17 protein-coding genes are annotated in these 21627 nt (G+C 65.4%); 3 read left to right on the plus strand and 14 right to left on the minus strand.

The features are described from left to right. Positions 1 to 2 precede the first annotated feature (2 nt). Together ACXJ16_RS14295 and lgt are read right to left on the minus strand one after the other, a co-directional pair. Positions 3 to 1058, minus strand: coding sequence for a class I SAM-dependent methyltransferase (locus ACXJ16_RS14295; RefSeq protein ID WP_324697155.1), 1056 nt, complete (start codon positions 1056 to 1058; stop codon positions 3 to 5). 25 nt (positions 1059 to 1083) lie between these two features. Further along, entirely contained in the window at positions 1084 to 1983 is a 900-nt protein-coding gene (gene lgt / locus ACXJ16_RS14300; protein ID WP_324697153.1) for a prolipoprotein diacylglyceryl transferase, read from the minus strand. Between the two features lie 185 nt (positions 1984 to 2168). On the opposite strand from lgt, the gene ACXJ16_RS14305 reads away from it, so the two are divergent. Further along, complete coding sequence (locus ACXJ16_RS14305; protein ID WP_054442246.1) at positions 2169 to 4919, plus strand: [protein-PII] uridylyltransferase; 2751 nt, start codon at positions 2169 to 2171, stop codon at positions 4917 to 4919. 57 nt (positions 4920 to 4976) lie between these two features. Here ACXJ16_RS14305 and ACXJ16_RS14310 read toward each other — a convergent pair whose 3' ends face one another. From ACXJ16_RS14310 to gyrB, 5 genes are all read right to left on the minus strand, one after another. Continuing rightward, positions 4977 to 6749 carry a bifunctional metallophosphatase/5'-nucleotidase gene (locus tag ACXJ16_RS14310; RefSeq protein ID WP_463920868.1) on the minus strand — a complete coding sequence of 591 codons (1773 nt, stop codon included), beginning with the start codon at positions 6747 to 6749 and terminating at the stop codon, positions 4977 to 4979. Positions 6750 to 6975: 226 nt separating this feature from the next. Continuing rightward, complete coding sequence (locus tag ACXJ16_RS14315) at positions 6976 to 7389, minus strand: metallopeptidase family protein (protein WP_054442248.1); 414 nt, start codon at positions 7387 to 7389, stop codon at positions 6976 to 6978. Positions 7390 to 7394: 5 nt separating this feature from the next. Further along, positions 7395 to 9296, minus strand: coding sequence for a M1 family metallopeptidase (locus ACXJ16_RS14320; RefSeq protein ID WP_324697146.1), 1902 nt, complete (start codon positions 9294 to 9296; stop codon positions 7395 to 7397). Positions 9297 to 9334: 38 nt separating this feature from the next. After that, on the minus strand, positions 9335 to 10852 hold the full coding sequence (locus tag ACXJ16_RS14325; RefSeq protein ID WP_185998476.1) for a tetratricopeptide repeat protein: 1518 nt from the start codon (positions 10850 to 10852) through the stop codon (positions 9335 to 9337). Positions 10853 to 10985: 133 nt separating this feature from the next. Then, on the minus strand, positions 10986 to 13535 hold the full coding sequence (gene gyrB / locus ACXJ16_RS14330; RefSeq protein WP_324697142.1) for a DNA topoisomerase (ATP-hydrolyzing) subunit B: 2550 nt from the start codon (positions 13533 to 13535) through the stop codon (positions 10986 to 10988). Between the two features lie 557 nt (positions 13536 to 14092). Here gyrB and guaA point away from each other — a divergent pair. After that, entirely contained in the window at positions 14093 to 15676 is a 1584-nt protein-coding gene (guaA, locus tag ACXJ16_RS14335) for a glutamine-hydrolyzing GMP synthase (protein WP_054442251.1), read from the plus strand. 62 nt (positions 15677 to 15738) lie between these two features. Here the strand turns inward: guaA and ACXJ16_RS14340 are convergent, their stop codons facing one another. The 6 genes from ACXJ16_RS14340 to ACXJ16_RS14365 form a co-directional block, all read right to left on the minus strand. After that, positions 15739 to 16230, minus strand: coding sequence for a methylated-DNA--[protein]-cysteine S-methyltransferase (locus ACXJ16_RS14340; RefSeq protein WP_324697140.1), 492 nt, complete (start codon positions 16228 to 16230; stop codon positions 15739 to 15741). 46 nt (positions 16231 to 16276) lie between these two features. After that, a complete protein-coding gene (locus ACXJ16_RS14345; protein WP_324697138.1) occupies positions 16277 to 16675 on the minus strand; it encodes a DoxX family protein in 399 nt (132 codons plus the stop codon). 94 nt (positions 16676 to 16769) lie between these two features. Then, complete coding sequence (locus tag ACXJ16_RS14350) at positions 16770 to 17186, minus strand: hypothetical protein (protein ID WP_420719850.1); 417 nt, start codon at positions 17184 to 17186, stop codon at positions 16770 to 16772. A 130-nt stretch (positions 17187 to 17316) separates the two neighbouring features. Continuing rightward, a complete protein-coding gene (gene tldD / locus ACXJ16_RS14355; protein ID WP_132468676.1) occupies positions 17317 to 18738 on the minus strand; it encodes a metalloprotease TldD in 1422 nt (473 codons plus the stop codon). 90 nt (positions 18739 to 18828) lie between these two features. Then, the gene (locus ACXJ16_RS14360; RefSeq protein WP_054442253.1) at positions 18829 to 19041 is read right to left on the minus strand and encodes a zinc-finger domain-containing protein; all 213 of its coding nucleotides are present in this window, start codon (positions 19039 to 19041) and stop codon (positions 18829 to 18831) included. Between the two features lie 93 nt (positions 19042 to 19134). Continuing rightward, a complete protein-coding gene (locus tag ACXJ16_RS14365) occupies positions 19135 to 19704 on the minus strand; it encodes an FMN-dependent NADH-azoreductase (protein ID WP_054442254.1) in 570 nt (189 codons plus the stop codon). A 115-nt stretch (positions 19705 to 19819) separates the two neighbouring features. Between ACXJ16_RS14365 and ACXJ16_RS14370 the strand changes: the two genes are divergently transcribed. Next, positions 19820 to 20257: a winged helix-turn-helix transcriptional regulator gene (locus ACXJ16_RS14370; RefSeq protein ID WP_185998485.1), complete on the plus strand. Its 438-nt coding sequence runs from the start codon at positions 19820 to 19822 to the stop codon at positions 20255 to 20257. Between the two features lie 8 nt (positions 20258 to 20265). On the opposite strand, the gene ACXJ16_RS14375 is transcribed toward ACXJ16_RS14370, so the two are convergent. Then, complete coding sequence (locus ACXJ16_RS14375) at positions 20266 to 21537, minus strand: cytochrome P450 (protein WP_463920869.1); 1272 nt, start codon at positions 21535 to 21537, stop codon at positions 20266 to 20268. Positions 21538 to 21627: the final 90 nt, after the last annotated feature.

A 21627-nucleotide genomic window follows, 5' to 3' on the forward strand; every position in this document is an offset into this window, starting at 1 on the left:
GGTCAGAACCCTGCGCCTTGCGGCCAGTCCGGCCCGGTCACGCCCATGACCTTGAACAGGGTTCCCATCTCGTCATCCCTGATAAGCCGATCCGTGGCCCGCCGGATAGTCTCTGCGTGTTGCGGTGCAGCGGATGACAGGTTGGCGGCGCGCGTCTCGATCCCCAGCGCACGCAGGAAATCGCCCTGCGTCACCGTTCCGAGCCAGGTCGCACCTTCATTTCGGGCAATGTCGGCAAGGATCGTGAAATCGACGAGGCAGGTAAGGTCGGCCTCGCCGGGCATGGCGAAGGGATCGACCTTGGTATGCGCGTGGAGCGCCTGAAGCGTGGAGCCGGTGCAGGGCTCGGCATAGCCATAATCTATCAGCAGGGCGGCTCCGCCCTGCGCGGCCATGCGCGTGGCAATCTCGTGCATGACGGCGGCCGCGCCCGGGCAAGTCTCGATCAGGGTGCCTTCGTCCGCCGGTTTGAGCGCGTCCGGCACGGCAGCGTCCATCGGCTTGTCCCCGGCGACGGGACGGAAGCGATCTTCCCCCCAGTCGACCATGCGTTCGCGCCAGCCTTCTGCCGTTTTCACCAGTTGTCGAACCGGCAGCGCGTCGAGGAATTCGTTTCCTACCAGCAGCAGCGGCGCATCGGTGGGCACGCTGGCGAGGTCGTGATGCCACTGCGCATCCGGCACGGCCTCGGCCTGAAGTGCTTTCAGGGCGTTCGAGCTTTCAACGAAGTGGACCTGCGGTTCCAGGCCGACCCGTTTCATCGTGCGCAGCGCGTCGCGCGCCAGGGTGCCGCGCCCGGGGCCGAGTTCCACGTAGTGGACGGGAACCGGGCTGCCCGCGCGCATCCAGATGTCCGCCAGCCACAGGCCGATCAGTTCGCCGAACATCTGGCTGATCTCGGGCGCGGTGATGAAGTCGCCCGCGCTGCCGAGAGGATCCTTGTCGGCATAGTAGCGGGCGTTCGATTCGCCCATGTAGTGCAGCAGCGAGATCGGCCCGTAGCTGCCGATCAGCCGCCGGAAGATCGTGGTGAGCGGCTCGGCATTCGCTTTGGTCATCGTCGGGCGGCCTGGCCGGCGGGGATCAGGCGGTGACCGGGCGAACTGCCGCCAGCGCCGGCTTGGTCAGTGCGCGGGCGACCAGCGCGAGGCCCAGCAGGATCAACGGGATCGTCAGCCACTGGCCCATCGACAGGCCGGTGCGGGAGGCGAAGTCCTGGAGTTGGGCGTCGGGCTGGCGGAAGAATTCCACGGTGAAGCGCGCACAGGCGATGCCGGTGGTGAAGACGCCGACCAGCAGGCCTGGACGGAACCGCGCGCGGGTCTTCCAGAACAGCGTGAGCATGATGACGATCATCAGCAGGCCCTCGAGCCCGGCTTCATAAAGCTGGCTGGGGTGGCGCGGCAGCGGCCCGGCGTCGGGGAAGACCATGGCCCAGGGCAGGTTGGGATCGGTGACGACGCGGCCCCAGAGTTCGCCGTTCACGAAATTCGCGAGGCGGCCGAACATCATGCCGAAGGGCACGCAGACCGAAATGTAGTCCGCCACCCGCAGGAAATCGAGCTGGCCGCGCCAGGAAACCCACGCCATGGCCAACAGCACGCCGATCAGTCCGCCATGGAAGCTCATGCCGCCGTGCCAGAGCGAGACCAGCGCGCCCGGGTCCGACCAGAGGCTGGGAATGCCGGTGTCGCCGCCCGTATAGAACGTGGCGTAGCCGAGGCGCCCGCCCAGGATGATGCCGATCGTGCAGTAGAAGAACAGGTCGTCGGCATGGCGCTGCGCGAGCGGCGCGCCGGGGGCCTTGATCATCCGCGACAGGTGCCAGTAGCCGAGCATGATGCCCGCCAGATAGGCTAGCGAGTACCAGCGCAGTTCGAAGCTGCCGATCCGGAAAAGATAGTTCTTGAGGCCCAGGTTGACCCAATAGATCGGCTGGTGCGCTTCTGCGGCGGCGGTTGCGGCAAGTGCTGTCAGGGACAAGTGCTCGACCTCGTATCTCGTCTTGCCATCGGGCCGGAGCGGCGCCGACGGTGCGTTGCCGGGGCCTTCTGGCATAGCCGGGGGGGCGATGGTAGGCCGGATTTCGGCCCTCCACCCAAAATCGGCAGGCCGAGCGTGCGGATGTTGTTCCCCTCAAGCTCTTGAATGTCTAGATATCACCCGACATGAGCGTGATCCGCATCCCTTCGCCCCGTTCCGTGATCGACCGCCGCGCGCTGGTCGAGGCCATAGAAGCCGTTGTTGCCGAAGTCGGTGCCGCCAAGGGGCGCAAGCAGGTGGTCGAACTCCTGCGCGAGGCGCTGGAGAACGGCCGGGCCGAGATTGCACGACGTCTCGTGGAAAAGCCGTCCGCCGGGCACGAAGTTGCCGAGGCGCAGGCCTATCTGGTCGACCAGCTCCTGAGAGTGATTCACGATCACGTTTCCACTCACGTCTACCCGGCGATGAACCGCTCCAAGGGCGAGCGTCTTTCGATCATTGCCGTGGGTGGTTACGGACGCGGCGAGATGGCCCCGCATTCCGATGTGGACCTCGCCTTCCTCACCCCGATCAAGCAGACCGCCTGGTGCGAGCAGGTCATCGAGGCGATGCTCTATTTCCTCTGGGATCTCAGCCTCAAGATCGGCCATTCGAGCCGCTCGGTGGACGACATGGTCCGCATGAGCCGGTCGGACCTCACCATCCGCACGGCCATGCTGGAGGGGCGCTATGTCTGGGGCGACCAGGAACTCTACGAGGAAGTGCGCGCGCGCTTCTGGAAGGATGTCGTCGCCGGGACCGAGCGCCAGTTCGTGGTCGAGAAACTGGCCGAGCGGGAGGAACGTCACAAGCGGATGGGCGACAGCCGCTACGTGGTCGAACCCAATGTGAAAGAGGGCAAGGGCGGCCTGCGCGACCTGCACACGCTCTATTGGATCGGCAAGTATATCCACAAGGTGCGCGATCCCAGCGAACTCGTCGACGTGGGCCTGCTTACGCACAAGGAATATCGCGCCTTCCGACGGGCCGAGAATTTCTTCTGGGCAGTGCGCTGCCACCTCCACACGATCACCCGCCGGGCCGAGGACCGTCTGACCTTCGATCTCCAGCGCGAGGTGGCGGCGCGGATGAACTATTCCGACCGACCGGGGAAAAGCGCGGTCGAGCGGTTCATGCAGATGTTCTTCCTTCAGGCGAAAGTGGTGGGAACGCTTACCGGCGTCTTCCTCGCCCAGCTCGATGACCAGTTCGCCAAGCGCCAGCCGCGCGGCCTGCTCGCGGGGTTCCGGGCGCGCCCTCGCACGGTGAAGGGCTACAAGGTCTTTGGCGGCCGCATCATGGTCCCCGGAGAGAACTGGTTCGAGACCGATCCGGTGCGCCTGATCGAGATTTTCGTCATCGCGGACCGCGAGGGGCTGGAGATCCATCCCGAAACCATGCGCCTCGTTTCGCGCGATGCGGCGCTGATCCGTGACGACGTGCGCCGCGATCCGCGCGCCAACGAACTGTTCATGGAACTGCTCACCAGCCGCAACAACCCGGAAGTCGCGCTGCGCTCTTTCAACGAGGCAGGCGTGTTCGGGCGGTTCGTCACCGAATTCGGCCGCGTCAACGCGCAGATGCAGTTCGACATGTACCACCACTACACGGTGGACGAGCATACGATCCGTGCGATCGGCCTGCTATCGCGCATCGAGAAGGGGGAACTGAAGCAGGACCACCCCCTTGCTCACGAGATCATCCACAAGGTCCGTTCGCGCCGGGCGCTCTACGCGGCGGTGCTCATGCACGATATCGCCAAGGGCCGCGGCGGCGACCATTCCGAGCTCGGCGCCGAGATCGCGTTGAAGCTCTGCCCTCGCTTCGGTCTCGACGAGGAGGAGACCGAGCTGGTTTCGTGGCTCGTGCTGCAGCATCTCGTGCTGTCCGCCACCGCCTTCAAGCGTGACTTGTCCGACACCAAGACGATCACCGACTTTGTCGAGCTGGTGCAATCGGTGGATCGCCTCCGCCAGCTGACCCTGCTCACCATCGTCGATATCCGCGCGGTGGGGCCGGGAACGTGGAATTCGTGGAAGCGCCAGCTCATCAGCGAACTTTACGGTGCCGCCGAGGAAAGGCTGCGGCTCGGCCATGTCGAGTTCGGGCGCGAGAAGCGTGTGGCGGCCAAGAAGGCCATCGTCGCCGCCGGTGTCCCCCGGAACGAGCTGCTGGTGCAGGAACTGGGCAGCCAGTTTGCCGATGCCTACTGGATCGCCGAGCCGGAAGACGTCATCGCCAAGAACCTTGCGCAGTTCCATGCCTCGAAGGACGAGCCGCTCTCGATCGTGACCGAGTATTACCCGGCGCGCGGGGCCACTCTCGTGACCGTGATCGCCTCGGACCATCCGGGCCTGTTCTACCGCATTGCCGGCGGCATTCATCTGGCTGGCGGCAATATCATCGACGCACGCATTCACACGACCCGTACGGGCCGCGCGGTGGACAACTTCCTCGTGCAGGACCCGCTGGGCCGACCCTTCATGGAAGAGACCCAGCTGGCCCGCCTGCGATCCTCGATCGAGAACGCGCTGGCGAACCGCATCAAGATCCTGCCGCAACTCGTTGCCCGGCCGGACGCCAGGCCGCGGGCCGACGCTTTCGAGGTGCGGCCGCGCGTGCTGGTGGACAACAAGGCATCCAACCGCCTCACTGTGGTCGAGGTCAACGCCCGTGACCGTCCGGCGCTGCTCAACCGGCTGGCGCATGCGTTGTTCGAATCGAAGCTCATGGTCCACTCCGCCCATATCGCCACTTATGGGGAGCGTGCGGCAGACACGTTCTACGTTACCGACCTGCTGGGCGAGAAGCTGACGTCGTCCTCCCGCATCAGGGCGCTCGAACGCCGCCTGCTGGAGGCGGCCAGCGAAGGCAGCCTGACCGAAGTGGCGGCCTGAAGCCGGCGCCCCGAAAAAAAAGGCCCCGAAGCGTCTGCTTCGGGGCCTTTTTTGCGATCACTTCGTCTCGGAAGTCCGGTCTTCTTCCGGCACCTTTCGCATCGGCACTGCCGAGAGCCAGTCTTCCATCGCCTCGATATCGATGCCGCCCCGCGTGCGGTCCGTACCGCCGATGAAGCCGCTGAAGCCGTCGCCGCCTTCGGCCAGGAAGTTGACCACGCTTACCCGGTAGCTCTTCGCCGGATCGAGCGGCTTGCCGTTCAGCGTGATTGCCGTGATCCGCGAGCCTGAGGGGCGGCGCATGTCGAAGGCGATCCGCATGCCGGCGCTGGGCGTAAGCATCTGCTTGTCGCCGGTATCATCGAGCCCCTGTTCAAGCGTCGCGCGGATGGCCGCGCCGGTCAGCGACATGGTGACGAGTTCGTTGTTGAACGGCTCCACCGCATAGATCTGGCCGAAGGTCACGGTGCCGTCTGCTGCCGGGATCAGGGAGGTGCGGATGCCGAAGGGGTTGGTGAAGGCGATCTGCGCGCCGGCCTTGAAGGTCGCGGCGAGCTGCGAATCGGCGATCAGGTTGCCGAGAGAGCCGCCTTGCGCGGTGCCGTTACCTTCTTCCTTGCCAAGCGGGCCGGACAGATGACCCACCGGCCGGGCGACGAGGTGAAGCGAGGCATCTTTGTAGCGCTGGATGAACGCCGCAACGTCGGCTCGGGGTTGGAACTGCGGGAAGGCCGCGCTGTTGGCAACCTCGCCCTTGGCGGACTTGTAGGCGGCGGACTGCACGATCAGGTTGTGCGCCCGCTTGTCGATTAACTTGTGCGTCACCGGGTCGAACTTCAGCGTGATGTCGGTCACCAGCTTGCCGTAGACGCCCGCGCTGGTCAGCAGGATCGGCCCGGCCCGGGTGTTGGCGGTGTAGTCGCAGACATAGGCCCAGTGGGTATGCCCCGAAACCACGAGATCGACGCCGGGATTCAGGTGATCGAGGATGGGTTCGATCTCGCCGGTCATCTGGTTGCAGCCGTTGGGATCGGGCGTACCGGTGGTGCGTCCGCCCTGATGGATCAGTACGACCACGGCATCCGCGCCCTGCGCCTTCAGCGCCCCGGCGGCGCGGTTGATCGTCTCCGCCTCGTCCGCGAACTTCAGCCCTTCCACCCGGTCGGGCGCGACGAGCGTGGGCACCGTCTTGAGCGAAAGGCCCACGAAGCCGACGGTGATCCTGTCCTTGCCCTCGCCGAAGGTCTTGATGCCGGTGGCGGGGAACAGCGGTGAACCGTCAGCCAGGGTCGTGCTGGCGGCGAGGTACTTGTAGCTGGCGCCCTTGAAGGCTTCGAGCTGGCAGGGCTGGACCCGCGTGTTCTTCTCGCAGCCGCCGTTCTGGAGGCGCCGCAGTTCCTTCCAGCCCCGGTCGAATTCGTGATTGCCCACCGCGTTGAATTCCACGCCGACGCGGTTCATCACGCCCACCGCAGGCTCGTCGAGATAGAGCGAGGAGGCGAGCTGTGAGGCGCTGGTCAGATCGCCCGCCGCCACGACGACGTTGTTGGCATGCCTTGCCTTCAGCGAATCCACCGCAGATGCGAGCCAGGCTCCGCCGCCCGCCGGCACCGAAACTTCGTTGCCCTGTCCGTCCGGCGCATCGACCGATTGGTTCGGCGGTTCCAGCGCGCCGTGGAAATCGTTGATGGCGATCACGCCGACCTCGATCGGGGCCGCGGCTTGTTGCTGGGTGGGGCCGGATACGGGCGTCGTTGCGCAACCGGCAAGCAGCGCGGCCATGAGCGAGGCGGAAAGGAGCGGGAGATGACGGGGGAGGGAGAGAGTCATGCCCCTGCTCCTATCGGATCATTGCGCGGCGCGGCAACGATTTTTCGCGCCATTTTGCACCTCGCCAGACCCACTGCTTGACACGGTTTACACAGTCCAGGGGACGAAAAAGCGGCTCCCTTGCCGCAGACCCGCCGCCGGGTCCGGCCGAAGTGGAAGGAGGGGGTCTGCGTGAGCCATGCCGGTCAGGATATTGCGCGGCGGCAACTGTAGGAAAGCGGAACGTTCAGTCCGCGTCGTCCTCCAGGCCATGCATATCGTCGTCGGAAAGGCCGAAGTGGTGGCCAACTTCGTGGACCACCACATGCGTCACGAGGTCTTCCAGCGTCACCCCGGTCTCGCACCATTCCGCCAGTAGCGGCTGGCGGTAGAGGGTGATGCGCGGGCGGAACTCTCCCGCGACCCAGACGGATTCCTCGTCCAGCGGGCGGCCGTGGTAGAGGCCGGTCAGTTCCCATGCATCTTCCAGCCCGACGGCGCGCAGGGTGTCCTCGTCCGCGAACTCCTCGACGTGGACGGTCACCCCGTCGAGGTGCTGCGCGAACGGTTCGGGAATGCGCGCGAAGGCGGCATGGGCGAGAGCCTCGAACACGTCGGGCCCGGGGGCATTGCCGAAGCGAGTGGACAGGCCCGACGTCATGATGGCTACTCCTGCACGGCATCCGGCGCGACGATGCGCCCGATACCCGCAGCGGTCGAGGGGTGATAGGTCGGCCTGGCTTCGGCGAAGAAGTCCCGCGCCTTGGGCTGGCCCCAGTCGCCCTGCTTCATCAGCCCCTTGTAGAGCGGATAGACCAGCAGCCCGCGCCCGATCCGCGAAAGATAGCCGCGCAGATAAGGTACTGCCGGATCGTAGCGGTTGGTGATGGCCAGTTCGAACCAGGCCGACTGGACATAGGCATTGCCCGAGGCCGAGAGTCCGAGCGTCTCGTCCAGTTCCTTCAGGCGCGCGGGCGTCTGCCGGCGGTCGATGCCGTTGAGGAAGCGCAGCCATTCCTGCGTGGTCCAGCCCTTGGGCTGCACCGCGCTGGCGGGGCCGCCCGCATTGAAGGCCGCCAGCTTTGTATCGATTTTCGCCAGTGTGGCGCTGTGGACGCGAACGGCATTGCCGGGCAGGCCCGCGCCGTAGGACCAGCGGTCGAGCTGGAGTTTCAGTTCGAGGTCGGGCTGCCCCTTCAGCAGGCGTTCGCGCAGGTCCGACAGGAATCCGGCGGTGGTCTGCGGCTGGAAAGCGTGGCGGTCGAAGTAGGAAGTGAGATAGGCGTCCCACTTCTCGCGGCCCACGGTGTATTCGATCATGCGCAGGAAGTTGGACCCCTTGGTATAGTCCACCTCGCCCGCGCCCGGTTCACCGTTCAGGCGCGTGGCGGCGCCGGTCTGGCCGCCGGCATCGGCGATTTCGCGGCTCATCACGTCCCAGTCGAGATCGGCATACGTCGCGGCCTGCTCCTTGCCGTAGAGCGACTCCATGATGCGGTTCTCGAAGTAGGTGGTGAAGCCCTCGTTCAGCCACGAATCCGACCAGGTGGCATTGGTGACGAGGTTGCCCGACCACGAATGCGCCAGTTCATGCGCGACGACATCGGTGTTTGAGCGGTCCCCCGTGACGATGGTTGGCGTCAGGAAGGTCAGCATCGGGTTTTCCATGCCGCCGTAAGGGAAGGCAGGCGGCAGCACGAGCATGTCGTACCGGCCCCAGCGATAGGGACCGTAGAGCTTGCTGGCGGCGTCGATCATCTTTTCGACGTCGACGAATTCCTTCGCCGCCTTGTCCAGCATCGGCGCCTCGGTCCAAACGCCGGAACGCGGGCCGAGCGACTTGAACTTGAGATCGCCCACCGCAAAGGCGATCAGGTAGGGCGGCACCGGCTTGTCCATGCGGAAGCGGAATTGGCGGCGGCCGTCGGGCAGCGCCTCTCCCTTGTCGCCCGAAAGCTTTTCCGCGCTCATCACCGCAACCATGTCGCCCGGCACGCGCAGGGTGGCTTCCCAGGTCTGGCGGATGCCGGGGCTGTCCTGCGTCGGCACCCAGGAACGGTTGAGGATTGCCTGGCCCTGGCTGAACAGGAAGGGCTTCTTCTTTCCGAAGGTCATCTCCGGCGGCAGCCATTGCAGCGCGGTGGCGCCGGGCTTCGACCGGTAGGTTATCCGGATCTGCCTGGCACCGGCCAGTTCGACGGTGAGCGCCGAACCGATGTCCTTGTCCTTCGGGCCAAGCGTCCATTTCAGCGGCTTGCCGGCAGGGTCGGTTATCGCGGCAATGTCGATATCGTCGGCGTCGAGCACGATCTGTGCCGCATCGGGGGCGGCCAGCACGTCAAGCACGGCGCTCCCCGCGAGAGTCTTCGTGCCGAAATCGACGTCGAGATCGAGGGCGACATGGGTGACGCGGGCAACCTGAGGCTGGGCGTGAGTCCAGACGTCTTTCGCGTCGGGCGTCGTCAGGATCGGGGCAGGCGCTGTCTGGGCGATGGCAGGGGAGGCGGCAGGGGAGGCGGCAGGGGCGGCGGTTCCGGCAAGCAGCGCGGCAGCAAGGAGAATACGCATGGGCGCGACTTATGGCCGCGCCCATGCCGGCGTGCAAGCTACAGCGTCGCGGGGAAGATGTTGAACTTTCGCGTTCCTCCGGCCCGCGCGATCGCGGCCTGCACGTCGGGGCGGTGCTTGAGGGTTTCGAGGCCCGCCGCGAAGGGTGAGGGCGGCAGGTTCGCCGGGAGCGGATCGTAGTCGCTGAGCTGGGTCAGCGCGTTGATCCGGCGATCCGGGTCGTCCAGCCGGGCGATCATCGATGCGGCTGCCGCGTCGATCCGGCCAGTGCAGATCTGCAGGTCGGTAACCGCCTCGGGATGGTCGGCCGCGTGGGCTTCGGCATAGGCGAGGTCGGCCTGTGCCAGGTCGGTCTTGCCCAGCGCCTGCGCCGCGCAGCCCCGCGCCAGGCGCAGTTCCATCACGCCGTAGGGGCTGGCCATGCTGTCCGTCTTGCCTTCGACGGTGGCCAGCGTGGCAAGGGCAGCGTCGTCGTGCCCGAAGCGTGAATGGAGATAGGCCAGGTTGATGGTCTGGCTGAAGTTGCCGGCGCCTCGTTCGCCGCCCTCGATGGCCTTGCGATAGGCCGCAGCCGCCTCGTCGTAGCGGCCGAGCTGTTCGTAAGTGCGGGCCATGCCGTCCCACCACCAGTTGAGCTGCTTGTCGTGATCCGAAAACTGTTTGGAAAGCACCCCTTCCGGCCGTGCGGCCTCCAGCGTGGCAAGCGCCTTTTCGGCCTGGCCGAGCGTGCGCCGGGATGCGGCGATGGCGATGGGCAGTTCGAGCAGGCCGGGGCGGGTGACGCTGCGGCTTTCCAGCGCTGCGATCTGCCGTTCATAGGCGGCGCGCAAGTCGAAGCTGGCGGGCAGCATGTCCCGCAGGGCGGGGTCCAGGGTTATTTCGCGCAGGGCATCGGCGGAAAGGATCGCCGCTATCTGCGCAGCCGCGGCCGGTCGATCGCCGGAGGAGAGGAGCAGGCGCGCATAGGACCGGCGCATCCAGTCGAACGCCATGTCTTCCTTGCCCCGCGCGAATTCGGGCGCGGTGAGCAGCGCGAGGAGGCGGCGATAGGCCGGGTTGTCCTTGTCCTCCTGGAACTTCCGGCTAAGCGCGAAGAGCCATTCGGTGTCGACACCGTCGATCCCTTCCGGAAGGCGCTGCTGCATGGCTTCCAGCGTGGCGACGGCGTCCTCCGGCTTGCCGCCGTCGAGTTCGATGCCGAAGCGCAGCGTCCATGCGATCTCGGGCGCACCGGTGATGGCCGTGGCGGCGCGGGCATGGACGAGCGCGGGTTCGATCCGGTTCGTCCGCGCTTCGCACAGGGTCGAGATCAGCAGGAAGGGAAAGCGGACCGGTTCTTCCAGCGCCGGGAAATCCTTGCTGGCGACGATGGGCGAGACCTGGCCCAAGGCACCCTCGCAGTTTTCCGCTTCCATGTAGCGCTGCGCCTGCGTGAGCGCGGTAGCTGCCGTCTGGCCGATATCCTTGCGGGCCAAGGCTGCCTGCGGAGCCAGGGCCAGTGCCAGACCTGCCAGCAGTGCCGCGCGCGCGGATGCACCGCGTCCGAATTTCGTCATGTCGTCCCCCATTGCCGAGCGGCCATGCTAGGGGAGCGGAGTTGGCTTGTCAGCCGGGCAAAGCGTTAAAATCGCGGTCATTTCGGACGGTGCCGGCAGGCAGGGAAGCGCGCGGCTTCCCTGCCCTTTACCGTCACACGTCGAGGTTGGCGACGTTCAGCGCATTTTCCTGAATGAAGTCGCGGCGCGGTTCCACCACGTCACCCATCAGGCGGGTGAAGATCTCGTCGGTGACGTCTGCATCCTCGACCTTGACCTGGAGCAGGGCGCGGTTTTCCGGGTCCAGCGTGGTTTCCCAGAGCTGCTCCGCGTTCATTTCGCCCAGGCCCTTGTAGCGCTGGATCGAGAGGCCCTTGCGGCCCGCGGCGAGCACGGCTTCGAGAAGCTGCGAAGGGCGGCTGATGATATCGCCGCCAGCCACCGGACGGGCGGTGGGGGTTTCCTCCTCGCCATCGGTGGTTTCGGCTTCGACCGCTGCCGCACTGGCGCGAACGAGGCGGGCGGTGGCGGAATAGACTTCGGCGTTCTCCACCGCGAGCTTGGCGAGCTTGCGGGCTTCGGCGCTGGCAAGGAAGCCTGCTTCGATCTTGTGGTGATCGGTGACGCCGCGCCAGAGGCGCTCGATCTCGAGATTGCCGTCCTCGGTGAGGCGGGCGGTCCACTTCGCCTCGGGATCGCCGAGGTCGAGCCACTGGGTCGAGCGGTTGAGCGCGTTGGTGCGGTCCGCCGGCGAGAGATCAGGTGCGAATGCGCCGGCGATCGCCAGGGCTTCGATGATGACGGGATCGAAGCGTCGGGGAACGAAAGCCATGAGGTTGCGCATGCGGATCGCATGTTCGACCAGCGCCTCGAGGTCCGCGCCCATGCGCGCGCCGCCTTCGGTTTCCAGCACGCGGCCGGCAAGGCCCGCCTCGACAAGGTAGCGATCGAGCGCGGGATTGTCCTTGAGGTAGACTTCCGAGCGTCCCTTGGCGACCTTGTAGAGTGGCGGCTGGGCGATGAAGAGGTGCCCGGAACGGATGATGTCCGGCATCTGGCGATGGAAGAACGTCAGCAGCAGGGTGCGGATATGCGCACCGTCGACGTCTGCGTCGGTCATGATGACGATCTTGTGGTAGCGCAGCTTCTCAAGGTTGAAGTCGTCGCGGATGCCCGTGCCCATGGCCTGGATCAGCGTGCCGACCTCCTTCGAGGAGATGATGCGGTCGAACCGCGCGCGCTCCACGTTGAGGATCTTGCCCTTGAGCGGCAGGATCGCCTGGGTCTTGCGGTCGCGGCCCTGCTTGGCGCTGCCACCTGCCGAGTCACCCTCGACCAGGAACAGTTCGCACTTGCTGGGATCGCGCTCCTGGCAGTCCGCCAGCTTGCCGGGCAGCGAGGCGATGTCCATCGCACCCTTGCGGCGCGTCAGTTCGCGGGCGCGCTTGGCAGCTTCGCGCGCGGCGGCGGCGTCGATCACCTTCTGGATGATGGTCTTGGCGTGGCCGGGGTTTTCCTCCAGCCATTCGCTCATCTTGTCGGCCATCAGCGATTCGAGCGGCTGGCGCACTTCCGAGGAGACCAGCTTGTCCTTGGTCTGCGAGGAGAACTTGGGATCGGGCAGCTTGACCGAGACGATCGCGGTCAGGCCTTCGCGCATGTCGTCGCCCGAGAGCGAGACCTTTTCCTTCTTGAGCAGGCCCGAACGCTCGGCATAGCCGTTGAGCGTGCGGGTCAGCGCCGCGCGGAACGCGGCCAGGTGGGTGCCGCCGTCACGCTGCGGAATGTTGTTCGTGAAGCACAGCACGTTCTCGTAGTAGGAATCGTTCCACTCGAGCGCGACTTCCATGCCGATGCCGTCCTTGTCCGCGCCGATCGCGATCGGTTCGGGCATGAGCGCCTGCTTGTTGCGGTCGAGGTATTTCACGAAGGCGCCGATGCCGCCTTCGTAGTAGAGGTCATGCTCCAGCGGTTGCTCATGGCGGTTGTCGCGCAGCTTGATGCGCACGCCGGAATTGAGGAACGCGAGTTCGCGGTAGCGGTGCTCGAGCTTGTCGAAATCGAATTCGGTGACGTTCTTGAACGTGTCGGTCGAGGCGAGGAAGGTCACGCGGGTGCCCTTCTTGAAGCCGTTGTCGTCCGCATTGTCCGCAACCTTCGGTGCGGTGCCCCGCACTTCCAGCGGGTTCACGGCATCGCCGTGGGCGAACTTCATCCAGTGTTCCTTGCCCTCGCGCCAGATCGTGAGTTCCAGCCATTCGGACAGGGCATTGACCACCGAGACGCCCACGCCGTGGAGGCCGCCGGAAACCTTGTAGGCATTGTCGTCCGAGGTGTTCTCGAACTTTCCGCCCGCGTGGAGCTGGGTCATGATGACCTCGGCGGCGGAGACGCCTTCCTCGGCATGGATGCCGGTGGGGATGCCGCGTCCGTTGTCTTCCACCGAGACGGAGCCGTCGGCGTTGAGTTCGATCAGCACGAGGTCGCAGTGACCTGCCAGTGCCTCGTCGATGGCGTTGTCCGAGACTTCGAAGACCATGTGATGCAGGCCCGAACCATCGTCGGTATCGCCGATGTACATGCCCGGCCGCTTGCGTACCGCATCCAGCCCCTTGAGGACCTTGATCGAGTCAGCGCCGTAGCTGTTCTGGTTCTTGCCGTTGTCGGGCCCGGTGCCGGGCGTGCTGTCTTCGGTGCTTGCCATGCCGAGCATATAGGGTTTGGCGGCTATAAACCCAAGCAAAACCGGGTTCGGGGGCGGGCTTTTCCACAAGGATTGAACTCTCCCGGAAAACGTCCTCCGTGCGGTGTCGCCAACCTGTTGCCGAGGAGCGCCCGGTTGCGCGCGGCGCATGCCCGGCTGACGGGGAATCCGGGATCGCGGTTGTGCCGGACGCAAAAAAGGCGGCCACGAGGGCCGCCCTTCTGTCTAGTCGGAAATGCCGACCCTCAGATGAGGGTGACGGCAAATGCCAGAGCGCTCACACCCAGCGCTGCGGCAAAACCGAACGTCTTTTCGACGATGGTCATTGAAATGCTCCTGCAAACATTCTTGTTTTCTTTTTATCGCATGCATGGCTCTTCTCGTCGCTCATGCTGCAAGTGCGAGATAGGCTTGATTGGAATTTCTGCAACGTCAAAAGCAACAATCTTGCTTGCTATTTATGCAACTGCATTGCCGGTTCCGGGAAGCGCGCAAAATGGCAGGTGCAGGGCCTGCGCGTACTGGACACTCGCACTATCCCGCTATAGTGGCCGCCCATGACTACTTCGACTCCTGGCCAGAGCCCTACCCAGACGTCCGATTCCATCCTGATCGTCGATTTCGGCAGTCAGGTCACGCAGCTCATCGCTCGCCGCGTGCGGGAAGCCGGCGTCTATTCCGAAATCGCCCCGTTCAACGCCGCGAAGGAAGCCTTCGCCCGCATGAACCCTGCCGGCGTGATCCTTTCCGGATCGCCAGCGTCGGTGCTGGACGCGAACGGTCCCCGCATTCCTGACGAAATCCTCGATAGCGGCCTGCCGATGCTGGGCATCTGCTACGGCCAGCAGTCGCTGATGCATCAGCTTGGCGGCGAAGTGCTGTCGGGAGATTCGGGTGAGTTCGGCCGCGCCTTCATCGAGATCGGTGACGATTGCGCGCTGTTCGACGGGCTCTGGGCCAAGGGGGAAAGCCATCAGGTCTGGATGAGCCACGGCGACAAGGTGACCAGCCTCGCTCCCGGCTTCCGCCCGGTGGCATCGAGCGCCGGCGCGCCCTTCGCGGTGATCGCCAACGACGAGAAGCGCATCTACGCGATGCAGTTCCACCCCGAAGTCGTGCACACGCCCGACGGCGGCAAGCTGCTCAAGAACTTCGTCCGTCACGTCTGCGGCCTTGCCGGCGACTGGACCATGGCCGAGTTCCGCAAGACCAAGATCGAGGAAATCCGCGCGCAGGTCGGCGAAGGTCGCGTGATCTGCGGCCTGTCGGGCGGCGTCGATTCGGCGGTTGCGGCGCTGCTGATCCACGAGGCGATCGGCGACCAGCTCACTTGCGTCTTCGTTGACGGCGGCGTGCTGCGCATGGGCGAGGCCGAGCAGGTCGTCAGCCTGTTCCGCGGCCACTACAACATCCCGCTGGTACACGTCGATGCCTCGACCCTGTTCCTCAAGGGTCTTGAAGGCGTCACCGACCCTGAAGCCAAGCGCAAGTTCATCGGCAAGACCTTCATCGACGTCTTCGAGGACGAAGCGAAGAAGATCGGCGGCGCCCAGTTCCTGGCGCAGGGCACGCTCTATCCGGACGTGATCGAATCGGTCTCGTTCACCGGCGGTCCCTCGGTGACGATCAAGAGCCACCACAACGTCGGCGGCCTGCCCGAGCGCATGAACATGCAGCTCGTCGAGCCGCTGCGCGAACTGTTCAAGGACGAGGTCCGCGTGCTCGGCCGCGAACTCGGCCTGCCCGAGATCTTCGTGGGCCGCCATCCGTTCCCCGGACCGGGCCTGGCGATCCGTATCCCTGGCGAAGTGACCCGCGAACGCTGCGACATCCTGCGCAAGGCCGATGCGATCTACCTCGAGGAAATCCGCAACGCGGGTCTCTATGACGCGATCTGGCAGGCTTTCGCGGTGCTGCTGCCGGTCAAGACCGTGGGTGTCATGGGCGACGGCCGCACCTACGACAGCGTCTGCGGCCTGCGCGCCGTCACCTCGACTGACGGCATGACCGCGGACATCTACCCGTTCGACGCCGCCTTTCTGTCGCGCGTCGCGACCCGCATCATCAACGAGGTCAAGGGCATCAACCGCGTGGTCTACGACTACACCTCGAAGCCGCCGGGCACGATCGAGTGGGAGTGATCCCGCGCATGCATTGAGTTTTCCAAGGAGCCGGGTCCCCAGGGATGCCGGCTCCTTCTCTTTCAGAGCAGGAAGCCGCGGCCTTCGAGGCGGAGCAGGAAGGCTTTTGCTTCCAGCCCGCCCGCGAACCCGGTGAGGGTGCCGTTCGCGCCGACTACCCGGTGGCAGGGCGCGACAATCGAGATGGGGTTGCGGCCGTTCGCGGCGCCCACGGCGCGGCTTGCACTGGGGCGGCCAAGGGCCACGGCGATCTCGCCGTAGCTGCGCGTTTCGCCGAAGGGGATCAGGAGAAGCTGGGCCCAGACGCTCTTCTGGAAATCGGTGCCGCGAAAGTCGAGGGGGAGGTCGAACGATTGTCGCTTCCCGGCGAAGTAGTCGGCAAGCTGTGCCTTGGCTTCGTCCAGGATCGGATGGCTTTCCGAATCCGCGATGTCGCCAAGTCGCACCCGGCTGGGGTCGTCGTTCTCCCAGAGGATCGCTGCAAGGCCCCGGTCTCCGGCAATCAGCGTGAGCTCACCGACGGGAGAGGGCATCTTGTTTCGGAGCAGCGGCATCGGGCGGTCTTTCCGTGTTCGAACGAGGTCTCCCGGCTCCAGTAGTTCAGTGCCGCCGCCGCGGCCAGTGCGCCGCCTCGCTCGCCCACAGAGCCCACCAGATCAGTACCGGCTGCAAGGCGAGGCGCGGGATATGATAGGCGAGGCCCAGGCCGTGGCCGGGGTTTGCCAGATCGATAAGCATATGCTGGGCGTTGGCGGGCCAGACGCAGAGGGCGTAAGCGGCCAGGCCCCAGCCGGCGGCTTTGCGCAAACCGTTTGAGAAGGGCTGGAGCAATCCCGCCGCGCCGAGGATTTCCGCCACGCCGGTCAGCGAGACGGTTGTGGCGGGGGCGGGTACCCATCCCGGAACGATCGAGACAAACGGCGCGGGAAGGACAAGGTGGAGAATGCCTGCGGCCAGGTAGAAGAATGCCAGCAGCCACCGCGGGATGTATCGCCGCAAGGCTCTTCCGCGCATCACTTGCCGCATGGTCCGCAACGCAGAAGGCGGCCGCGGGTCATGCCCGGGCCGCCTTCCTCAGGGGACGCTTCAGGTTCTACTTGGCCGATGCGGCTTTCGGCTTGGTATAGGGCACGAAGTCCTGCAGGCCGACGAATCCGCTCCACATGCTCGGCGTGCTGCGGCTGTGAAGCTGCACGGTATCGAGACGGCAGAGCTGGCTCGAATAGAGCTTCGTGACGAGGATATCGTCCGAATCGAGCCGGTCAGCATTGGTCGGACGGTTGACGTAGAGCGTTCTGCCGACGCGGTAGACGAGCGCGGTCTTGTCGATCACCTGAGTGTCCTGCGACTGGCTGAGCTGGATGCAGGATACCGGGTCTCCGGCCACGCGGCCGTCGAGCAGCTTTGCAAGCTGTTCCTCGCCGGTCAATTTCTGGCGGGCGTTCACGGTGGGCGCGGCGAGCAGGCTTGCCGCGATCAGCGTGGCGCCGACGACATGCTTCAGTGACATGGTCTTTACCTCACTTTCCCAACCCTAGATCGTGACTATGGCACGGTTCGTCTGAACCTGCGCTGAAATTATTCGCCGCTTGCAGGGCTCTTGCAGAATGGCAGCGAGATAACGGCAGCGACTGGATCGATCAGGCAGTCCCACCCACGGTAATGCCCTCGATCAGCAGGGTCGGCTGGCCGACGCCGGCCGGAACGCTTTGTCCGCCCTTGCCGCAGATGCCGACGCCGCGATCGAGTTCGAGATCGTTGCCGATGCCGGTGACGCGCGTGAGGACCGACGGGCCGTCACCGATCAGCGTGGCGCCCTTGATCGGCGCGCCGAGCTTGCCGTTCTCAACCTTGTAGGCCTCGTTGCACGAGAACACGAACTTGCCCGAGACGATATCGACCTGGCCGCCGCCCATCGATTTCACGAAGATGCCGCTCTTCATGCGGGAGAGCAATTCGGCCGGATCGTCGTTGCCCGCTTTCATGAAGGTGTTCGTCATGCGGACCTGGGGCGCGTGGGCATAGTTCTCGCGGCGGCCGTTACCGGTCGATTGCACGCCCATCAGGCGGGCGTTCATGCGATCCTGCATGTAGCCTTTGAGGATGCCGTCCTCGATCAGCACGGTTTCCTGCGTGGGGGTGCCTTCGTCGTCGATGGAGAGCGAGCCGCGCCGGTCCGCGATCGAGCCATCGTCGACGATGGTGACGCCGGGAGCTGCCACGCGTTCGCCGATGCGGCCGGAGAAGGCGGAAGTTCCCTTGCGGTTGAAGTCACCCTCAAGCCCGTGGCCGACGGCTTCGTGGAGGATCACGCCGGGCCAGCCGGGGGCCATCAGCACGGCCATTTCCCCGGCGGGAGCGTCCACGCTCTCCAGGTTGACGAGCGCCTGGCTGAGCGCGGTGTCGATAGCGCGGTTCCAGTTCGCAGGGTCGAACAGCGAATCGTAGAGATGGCGGCCGCCCATGCCGAACGATCCCGTTTCGCGGCGGCCGTTGCTTTCCGCGACGATCGACACGCTCAGGCGTACCAGCGGGCGCACGTCGGTGGCGATGAAGCCGTCAGGCCGCACGATCTCGATTACCGACCACTGCCCGGTCAGGCTTGCGCTGACCTGCGAGACGCGCGGATCGCGGGCGCGGGCGGCGGCGTCGATGGTCTCCAGCAGCTTTACCTTGGCCTCGAAGGGCACGAGATCGAGCGGCGAGACGTCGGTATAGAGGTGGCGGTTGCTTTTCTGCGGCGCTGCCGGACGGATCGTGCCGGTGGCGGGGTCCAGCAGTTGCAGGGTCTCGCCCGCACGGCGGATGGCGGCGGGGGAAATCTCGTTCGCATGCGCGAAGCCGGTCATCTCGCCGGTTACGCCGCGCAGGCCGAAACCGGCATCGCGCGAATAGTCCGCCGTCTTCAGGCGGCCGTCATCGAAGCCGAAGGCTTCGGTGGCCATGAACTGCATGTAGAGTTCGCCGTCCTCGCAATTGCGCAGGGTTTCGGCGGCGAGTGCCTGTGCATCCTCGGGCGAAAGCTGGCGATAGAGGAGCGAGCGCGGGTCGGTCATGGTCATGCCTCCCGATATAGGCCGCGCGGGGCGGGAGGCAATACGGGAGGGAGACGGGAAGGGAGGGGGCACCGAAGCCCCCGCCGGACTACCTGTTCAGGCTGCCTGCTGGTCGGCCGGGCCGCCCTTGAGGACGAAATGACGGTCGCAGTAGCCGCAATCGACGTAGCCTTTCTCGTCGATCTCCAGCCACACGCGGGGGTGGCCGAGGGCGGCTGGGGCGTAATTCCCCGTGGCGCGGATGTCAGTGGCCCCGTCGCAGGAAACGCGGTGGGAATCGGTGAAGACGGTTTCGGGCTGCGTGCTCATGGATCGGCCGATTACCAAGCCTTCACGGGAATTTCCAGCGGGCAAATGGTCCCGGCGCATTGTTGGGCGCGCCGGGACCATTTCCGTCAGGCTTCAGGCGGGTACGGCGAGCGCCCCGGCTTCGGCCAGGGCATCGGCAACGGCCTTCTCGCGGACTTCCGGACCGATGGCGATGCCTTCGGCAAGCACGAAGATCGGATCGCTGATGCCCACGAAGCCGAGCACGGCGCGCAGGTAGCTTTCGGCATGCTCGACAGCGGCGCCGGGCTGGCCTTCACCGTAGTAGCCGCCGCGCGACAGGGCGACATAGACCTTCTTGCCGCCGGCGAGACCCTGCGGACCTTCGGCGGTGTACTGGAAGGTCTTGCCAGCCACGAGGACGCGGTCGAACCAGGCCTTGAGCTGGCTGGGAATGGTGAAGTTGTACATGCCCGCGCCGATCACGACGACGTCGGCGGCCAGGAATTCCGCGAGTTCGGGAGTGCCCTCGGGGTTGCCGAGCACGTCGAGCGTCAGGTGCGGCAGGGCCTCGGCGGCGAGGTCGTGGTAAGTGACTTCGAGCGAGGGATCGGCCTTGGTCAGGGTGGCGACGATCTCCGCCGAAACGGCGCGGCTGACCGAGTTTTCGCCGAGGATGCTGGAATCGAGATGGAGAAGCTTCATGGGAGAGAACCTCTAAGGGGTGGTCTGGAAAAATGGTGGTCTGGAAAAGTGACTGGCCATAGCTATGTTGCACTGCGACGGACGCCAAGAGCGCATTTTTTCAGGACCAGGTACCATGGAGATGACCACCTTCGACGCGGCGGAACAGGCGGCGGAACAGATTGCGGAAAGCCCGCCGGAAACCGGACCGGCCATCGTTCACTCGGCAAGTGCATGCCGGGTTATCGGCGATATTCTCAGCCGCGTGGGCGACAAGTGGTCGATGCTGGTCGTGATGACCCTGCTGGAGGGCGACCTGCATTTCAACGAGTTGAAGCGCGCGATCAACGGGATCTCGCAGCAGATGCTTTCCCGAACCTTGCGCGCCCTGGAGCGGGACGGACTGGTGGTGCGCACCGTTCACGCCAGCGTGCCGGTTCGTGTCGAATACTCCCTCAGCGACCTTGGCCGTTCGCTCTCGCAGCCGGTGCAGGCACTGGGCTCATGGGCTTTTGCCAACCGCCCTGCGATCGAGGCCAGCCGTTCGGTCTTCGATGAGCGCAGCGACGCCTGACGGCGGCCCTATTCCAGCTTGAGGTGCAGGGCGGCAAGCCCCCGGATGATGTAGCTGGGCTCATAGGCGATGCGGCGCGCTTCGGCGGGGCCGTGATGCTCTTCGTCCAGGGTGATGCTGCGGGTCTGTTCGAGCAGTCGGTCGAGCAGGACCGAGACTTCGGCGCGGGCCAGCGGCGCGCCGGCGCAAGTGTGGGCACCGCGGCCGAAAGCGACATGTTCCTTGATGCGCGGCCGCCCGATCACGAACCGCTCGGGTTCATCCCAGCGGCGCGGGTCGCGATTGGCCGCCGCGAGCGAGATGACGAGGCGCTGACCGGCGGGAATCTCCACGCCCGCCAGCGTCGTTCGGCGCGAGGCGATGCGGAAGGTGGCCTTGGTCGAACCCTCTATGCGCAGGATTTCCTCCAGGAACGGGCCGATCAGGCTGCGATCCTCCCGCAGGCGCTGCTGGAGTGGCTGGTCCTCGGCAAGGCGGCGCAGGGCATTGCCGATCAGTTTGGCGCTGGTGTCCTGTCCGGCCGCGAACAGGAACATGGCGGACTTGACCACTTCCATCGCGTCCGGCGTCGATCCGTCGGGATAGCGGGCAAGCGCCATTTCCGTCATCACGTCGTCCTGTGGCACGGCGCGGCGTTCCGCGATGTAGCGGGCGAAGTAGCCGGCCATCGCCAGCAGGGGATGAATGCTCTGGCCATCGTCGGCGGCATCCATGTTGCCCGGCGGCGGCGCGGAATCGATGAGCGCGCGGAAGGCCTCGCGGTCCTGCGCGGGAACGCCCAGCAAGTCGGCGATGACCATGGTGACGAAGGGCGTCGCCACTTCGGCCACCAGTTCGCAGCCGCCACGTTCGACAAGGCCGCGCACCATGTCTTCGGCATAGCCGCGCATGAATTCGCCGTTCGCGCGTAGCCGCGAAGGCGTGAACAGCGGGTTGAGCAAGGACCGCGCCGCTGCGTGCCGGTTTCCGTCATAGGATACCAGCAGTTCCATCTCCCCGCTGGGATGGGCCGCAAGCTGCGCCGAAATGTCGTCACCTTCGGGTTCGAAAGGGAGCGGCGCCAGCGGATCGGGGTTGAGCCATGACGAGAAATCGCGGGTGTTCAGGAGCACTTCCACGGCTTCGGCGAAACCCGTCACGATCAGCACGTCGCGGCCCGGCATCTGCGTGACCGCGCCCCGCGCGCGCAGGCTTTCGAAATAATCGTAGGGGTCCAGCAAGACGGCATGGTCGGTGAAATAGTCGCGTTCCGCGATGCCGGCCTCGGGGGTGGTTGCCATGGTTCTTCTCCCGATCATCCGCAGGATCGTGCTGTCCTACAATTATGATATATTGTGGATCGTAAATCCAACGAAGAAGCGCGTCAACGC

Source organism: Novosphingobium sp. TK71 (assembly GCF_055361505.1).

Bases quoted from the DNA above. Each gene is read 5' to 3' on its own strand.
- ACXJ16_RS14295 (WP_324697155.1), bottom strand. From the start codon at position 1,058: ATGACCAAAGCGAATGCCGAGCCGCTCACCACGATCTTCCGGCGGCTG.
- ACXJ16_RS14305 (WP_054442246.1), top strand. From the start codon at position 2,169: ATGAGCGTGATCCGCATCCCTTCGCCCCGTTCCGTGATCGACCGCCGC.
- ACXJ16_RS14310 (WP_463920868.1), bottom strand. From the start codon at position 6,749: ATGACTCTCTCCCTCCCCCGTCATCTCCCGCTCCTTTCCGCCTCGCTC.
- ACXJ16_RS14315 (WP_054442248.1), bottom strand. From the start codon at position 7,389: ATGACGTCGGGCCTGTCCACTCGCTTCGGCAATGCCCCCGGGCCCGAC.
- ACXJ16_RS14320 (WP_324697146.1), bottom strand. From the start codon at position 9,296: ATGCGTATTCTCCTTGCTGCCGCGCTGCTTGCCGGAACCGCCGCCCCT.
- ACXJ16_RS14325 (WP_185998476.1), bottom strand. From the start codon at position 10,852: ATGACGAAATTCGGACGCGGTGCATCCGCGCGCGCGGCACTGCTGGCA.
- gyrB (WP_324697142.1), bottom strand. From the start codon at position 13,535: ATGGCAAGCACCGAAGACAGCACGCCCGGCACCGGGCCCGACAACGGC.
- guaA (WP_054442251.1), top strand. From the start codon at position 14,093: ATGACTACTTCGACTCCTGGCCAGAGCCCTACCCAGACGTCCGATTCC.
- ACXJ16_RS14340 (WP_324697140.1), bottom strand. From the start codon at position 16,230: ATGCCGCTGCTCCGAAACAAGATGCCCTCTCCCGTCGGTGAGCTCACG.
- ACXJ16_RS14350 (WP_420719850.1), bottom strand. From the start codon at position 17,186: ATGTCACTGAAGCATGTCGTCGGCGCCACGCTGATCGCGGCAAGCCTG.
- tldD (WP_132468676.1), bottom strand. From the start codon at position 18,738: ATGACCATGACCGACCCGCGCTCGCTCCTCTATCGCCAGCTTTCGCCC.
- ACXJ16_RS14360 (WP_054442253.1), bottom strand. From the start codon at position 19,041: ATGAGCACGCAGCCCGAAACCGTCTTCACCGATTCCCACCGCGTTTCC.
- ACXJ16_RS14365 (WP_054442254.1), bottom strand. From the start codon at position 19,704: ATGAAGCTTCTCCATCTCGATTCCAGCATCCTCGGCGAAAACTCGGTC.
- ACXJ16_RS14370 (WP_185998485.1), top strand. From the start codon at position 19,820: ATGGAGATGACCACCTTCGACGCGGCGGAACAGGCGGCGGAACAGATT.
- ACXJ16_RS14375 (WP_463920869.1), bottom strand. From the start codon at position 21,537: ATGGCAACCACCCCCGAGGCCGGCATCGCGGAACGCGACTATTTCACC.